The sequence below is a fragment of the Acidisphaera rubrifaciens HS-AP3 genome, from assembly GCF_000964365.1.
In the GTDB taxonomy this organism is placed as follows: Bacteria; Pseudomonadota; Alphaproteobacteria; order Acetobacterales; family Acetobacteraceae; genus Acidisphaera; species Acidisphaera rubrifaciens.
This window is the reverse complement of the sequence record NZ_BANB01000372.1, coordinates 1-5042: the sequence shown is the minus strand read 5'-3', so window position 1 is coordinate 5042 and position 5042 is coordinate 1. Positions and strand designations below refer to the sequence as shown.

The window sequence follows — 5042 nt, the reverse complement described above, 5'->3', positions numbered from 1 at the left end:
GCGGCGCCCCGACGTGCGTTGACGAATCCGTGAACGTGCCCTTTTTCGGCGTCAGTCCCGCCATCCCACGGTGTGTGCGATCCACGGAAACACCGCGCCCGCCCAGACCTGCTGCCCGAGCCCGCCGCAATGGCCGCCCGCGCCGCTTGCCGCGTCGAGCGCAACCAGCGTCTTCTCGCAGCGGAGTGCGGCAAAGAGGCGTTCGGACTGGGACGCGAAGTCGCCTTCGCAGTCGACCACCAGGGTCGGACAGCGGATGCGGCCGGCGAGGCCGTCCAGCGAAAACGCCGCTTGCCGGCGCAGGAACGCGCCCACGGTCGACGCCCCGAGCGTCAGCATACGCGGCAGCAGCATCGCCCGCAGGGACGGCTGATCGAGAAGGCCCTGCAGCCTCAGGCAGGTTTCGGCGATGTCCGCGAGGCGCGGGACGAGGGCGCGGCCGGCCGGCGTCAGGGCCAGCCGATGCGCCCGCCTGTCCCCCGGATCGGCGGCCCGGACCAACAGTTCCTTTCCGACAAGCCGGTCGGCCAGCTTCGAGATCGCCCCCTTGGTCATGCCCATGCGCGCCGCCAGCTCCGACGGCCCGACGGGGTCGAGGTCGTGCAGGGTCCGGAGCACCACCCATTCGGCGACCGTGACGCCCGCGCCGTCGAGCTTGCGGGCGAAGGCATGGGATACGGCATTCGAGACCGTTCTCAGCCAATAGCCGAGATGGGCGTGCGGATCGGAGGGTCGGGGAGTGGCTGCCATGACCGGCCGGACGCGCGCCGGACGGCGAATCCAGCCCGGCGCCCTCTAGCCGTGCCGGGCCCGCGCGACCAGCGGCCCGGCCGTCCGCTCTTCGTCCTGCGCCGCCGTCGCCGTCGCCGGGCTCGCCGTCGCCAGTCCCGCCACAAGCCGGCCCTCGCGGTGCACGGTCGCGAGTATCTCGTCGGACAGCGGATCATCGCCGAGGCCGCGCGCGAGCGTCAGCGCCCCCGCCATCGTCGCCATCAGCAGCAGGGCCCGCTCCCGCCGCCGCCGCGCCGGCCAGTCGGGCGGCAGCATCTCCTCCAGCGCCGCGATCATGCCGCGCAGCCCGGCGGCATAGGTCGCGTGGATGCCGCTCTCTGCCGGCTGCCGGGCGGTGTCCATGCCGAGCGCCACCGCCGGGCACCCGTCGCCCCAGTTGTCGCGCATCGCGGCCGACAGGTAGCGGGCGAGCAGCCGGTCGATCGCCGCCCCGTCCGCGTCCCCGTCCGCGTCCCCGTCCACAGGTCCATCGGCGTCGGCCGCGGCGAGCTGCTGCCAGCGTGCCCGGGCGGCGGCGAAGGCGTGGGCGAGCGCCTCGTCCGCCAGCGCTGCCTTGGCCGCGAACTGGCCGTAGAACCCGCCATGCGTGAAGCCGGCGGCCGCCGCCATCTCGGCGATGGCCACGCCGTCATACCCGCGCTCGCGGAACATTCTGGACGCGGTATCGACCAAGGCCGCCCGGTTGGCCGCCGCCTGCGCCCGCGAAACCCTCGCCAAATCAAGCTCTCCCGACTGGTCCGCCCCGCCGTCGGCTGCCCGCATCCCGCGGACCGGCCGGCATCGCGCATAGCTAGGGGCGGACGTAAGTGACAAACGACATATGACAGCGGCCGATCCGAGGCGGAAGGGGCGCCGGACGACCGGGCGGCGGGTCTGCGGCCGCCCCCCTTGCCCCGCGCCGCCCGGCGCGTCTGTATGCGGGCGCGGTTTCGGAAGGGGAGAGGCCCATGCGCATCCTGGTGGTCGGGGCCGGCGCGCTCGGCGGGTATTACGGCGGCCGTCTGCTGGCGGCCGGGCGCGACGTCACGTTCCTGGTGCGCCCGCGCCGCGCGGCGGAACTGGTGCGCCACGGCCTGGTGATCCGCAGCCCGCTCGGCGACGCCGATCTCGGCACGCCGCCGCATCTGTTGTCCGAGGCGATCGACACGCCGTACGACCTGATCGTGCTCGCGTGCAAGGGCTACGACCTCGACGGCGCGATCCGCAGCATGCTGCCGGCGGTCGGGCCGCAGACGGCGGTGCTGCCGCTGCTCAACGGCATGCACCATCTCGACGTGCTGCGCGCGGCGTTCGGGCCGGCCGCCGTGCTGGGCGGCCTGTGCGTGATCCCGGCGACGCTGGGCGAGGGCGGCGCCATCCTGCACCTCGCGCCGCCGCAGACGCTGGTGTGGGGCGAACTCGACGGCGCGGCGACGGCGCGTGCGGATGCGATCGCCGCGGCGCTGTCGATCCCCACCCTCGACGTCCGGCGCAGCGACGCGATCGTGCAGGAGATGTGGGAGAAGTGGATGCTGCTGGCGACGCTCGCCGCCGTCACCTGCCTGATGCAGGGCACGATCGGCGAGATCGTGGCGGTGGGCGGGGCCGACCTGTCGCGTCGCGCCCTCGCGGAATGCGAGGCGATCGCCGGCGCCTGCGGCCATCCGCCGCGTCCCGCCGTGCACGACCGCATGCTGGCCGCCCTGACCGAGCCGGGTTCCACCGCGCACGCCTCGATGCTGCGCGACATGCGCAAGGGCGTGGCGGCGGAGGTGGAGCATGTGCTCGCCGACCTGCTGCGCCGCCGGCCGGACGGGATCGCGACCCCGATCCTCGACCTCGCGCTGCTGCGCGGACGTGTCTATGAGCTCCAGCGCGCCGGCGCCTGAGCGGCGTCCGGCCGGCGTCACGTCCATGGCGCCGGGGCCGGGTGACGGGACCGCGATGCTGCGCGTGACGGAGCTGCGCCTGCCGCTCGACCACGACGCGGGCGCGCTGCGCGACGCCGTCGCCGCCCGTCTCGGGATCGGCGCGGACGCGCTGCTCGATCACGCGGTCGCGCGCCGCGGCTACGATGCGCGCAGCCGCGGACGGATCAGCCTCGTCTATTCCGTCGATGTCCGCGTCGCCGACGCGGCCGCGACGCTGCGCCGCTGCGCGGACGATCCGCATGTCGGGCCGGTGCCGGACCTCGCCTACCGGCCGCCCGCGCCGGCTCCGCATGTGTCCGCGCCGCGCCCCGTGGTGATCGGCGCCGGGCCGTGCGGCCTGCTGGCGGCGCTGACCCTGGCCGAGGCCGGCTATCGTCCGATCATCATCGAGCGCGGACAGCCGGTGCGCATCCGCACCCGCGACACCTGGGCGTTCTGGCGCCGCGGCGTGTTCGATCCCGCGTCGAACGTGCAGTACGGCGAGGGCGGGGCCGGCACCTTCTCGGACGGCAAACTCTACAGCGGCATCAAGGACCCGGCCAACCGCGCCCGCCGCGTGCTGGAGGCATTCGTCGCGAGCGGCGCGCCGGCCGAGATCCTGGTCGTCAGCAAGCCGCATATCGGTACGTTCCGCCTCGTCACCATCGTGGAGTCGATGCGCGCGCGCATCACCGCGCTCGGCGGCGAATACCGCTTCGGGACGCAGGTCACGGGCATCGACCTCGCGACGCTGCCGGACGGGCGCCGCGCGCTGCGCGCCCTCGCGCTGTCGGACGGCAGCGTGCTGCCGGCATCGCACGCCGTGCTCGCGGTGGGCCATTCGGCGCGCGACACCTTCGCGATGCTGCACGCGGCGGGCGTGCCGATGCAGGCCAAGCCGTTCTCCATCGGCCTGCGCATCGAGCATCCGCAGACCTTGATCGACCGCGCCCGCTTCGCCGACGCGGCGGGCGATCCAAGGCTCGGCGCCGCGGACTACAAGCTCGTGCAGCACGGCGCGCACGGGCGGTCGGTGTACAGCTTCTGCATGTGTCCGGGCGGCACCGTGGTGGCGGCGACATCGGAGCGCGGGCGCGTCGTGACCAACGGCATGAGCCAGTATTCGCGGGCCGAGCGCAACGCCAATGCCGGCATCGTCGTCGGCATCACGCCGGCCGACTATCCGGGCGGTCCGCTCGCCGGCATCGACTTCCAGCGGCGGTGGGAGGACGCGGCCTTCGTCGCGGGCGGCGGCACCTATGCCGCGCCGGTGCAGCGCGTGGAGGACTTCCTCGCCGCGCGCCCGTCCACGGCGCTCGGCGCGGTGATCCCGTCCTACCGCCCGGGCGTGCGGCCGACCGATCTTGCCGCCTGCCTGCCGGAGTTCGCGACGGCGGCCATCCGCGCGGCGCTGCCCGCCTTCGGGCGCAAGCTCGCGGGGTTCGACCTCGCGGACGCGGTGCTGACCGGGGTGGAGACGCGCACCTCCTCGCCGGTGTCGATCGCGCGCGGCCATGACGGGCAATGCCCCGAGGTGCGCGGCCTGTATCCGGCGGGCGAGGGGGCGGGCTACGCCGGCGGCATCCTCTCGGCCGGCGTGGACGGCATCAAGGCGGCGGAATGGGTCGCCCGGGCCATGCAGGCCGATGCGGCGGTGGTTGCCGCCTGAACGTTTCGCTGTAACGCCTGGCCGGTCTGTGCCCGCCTGCGCGTCAGTCGCGGACGCGGGCGGCGACGGTCGCCACCACGGCGTCGAACATCTCGCCCGTCAGGCGGCCGGTATTGGTGTTGTAGCGGGAGACGTGGAAGCTGTCGGCGAGCAGCAGCCCGTCCGGCAGCTCGTGGATCGCGCCGTGACTGAAGCGCAGGCGCGAGACCGGCATCCCGCACGCCTTCAGCACCGCCGCGTGCGCCAGCACGCCGAGAGCGAGGACCGCGCGCAGCCCGGTCATCGCCTGCAGCTCCGCGCGCAGGAAGCGGTTACAGGTGGTCGTCTCGGCCGGGGTCGGCAGGTTGGCGGGGGGGACGCAGCGCACGGCGTTGACGATGCGGCAATCGTGCAGCGTCAGCCCGTCATCGGCCGCGGCGCGGTATGTGCCGGCGGCGAAGCCGTGCGCCAGCAGCGTCTCGTACAGCAGGATGCCGGCATGATCGCCAGTGAACGGCCGCCCGGTGCGGTTGGCGCCGCGCACGCCCGGCGCCATGCCGACCACCAGCAGCCGCGCGTCGAGCGGCCCGAAGCTCGGCACCGGCGCGTTGTGCCAGTCGGGATTGGCCGCGCGGTTGGCCGCGCGGTACTCGGCGAGCCGCGGACACAGCCCGCAATCGGCGGCGGGCGCGCGCGGCGCCTCCGTCCCCGCC

5 protein-coding genes are annotated in these 5042 nt (G+C 74.4%); 2 read left to right on the top strand and 3 right to left on the bottom strand.

Features of this window, described 5'->3' with window-relative positions:
* Window positions 1-51: 51 nt before the first annotated feature.
* Both B8460_RS11310 and B8460_RS11305 read right to left on the bottom strand, forming a co-directional pair.
* On the bottom strand, window positions 52-750 hold the full coding sequence (locus B8460_RS11310) for a MarR family winged helix-turn-helix transcriptional regulator (RefSeq protein ID WP_084623538.1): 699 nt from the start codon (window positions 748-750) through the stop codon (window positions 52-54).
* Window positions 751-795: 45 nt separating this feature from the next.
* A complete protein-coding gene (locus B8460_RS11305) occupies window positions 796-1554 on the bottom strand; it encodes a TetR family transcriptional regulator (protein ID WP_199445621.1) in 759 nt (252 codons plus the stop codon).
* A gap of 185 nt (window positions 1555-1739) precedes the next feature.
* On the opposite strand from B8460_RS11305, the gene B8460_RS11300 reads away from it, so the two are divergent.
* Together B8460_RS11300 and B8460_RS11295 are read left to right on the top strand one after the other, a co-directional pair.
* Window positions 1740-2660 carry a 2-dehydropantoate 2-reductase gene (locus B8460_RS11300; RefSeq protein ID WP_048861700.1) on the top strand — a complete coding sequence of 307 codons (921 nt, stop codon included), beginning with the start codon at window positions 1740-1742 and terminating at the stop codon, window positions 2658-2660.
* 55 nt (window positions 2661-2715) lie between these two features.
* Complete coding sequence (locus B8460_RS11295) at window positions 2716-4350, top strand: NAD(P)/FAD-dependent oxidoreductase (protein WP_048861702.1); 1635 nt, start codon at window positions 2716-2718, stop codon at window positions 4348-4350.
* Between the two features lie 43 nt (window positions 4351-4393).
* Here the strand turns inward: B8460_RS11295 and B8460_RS11290 are convergent.
* On the bottom strand, window positions 4394-5042 hold a 649-nt coding region (locus B8460_RS11290; RefSeq protein WP_048861699.1), incomplete at its 5' end, for a uracil-DNA glycosylase family protein.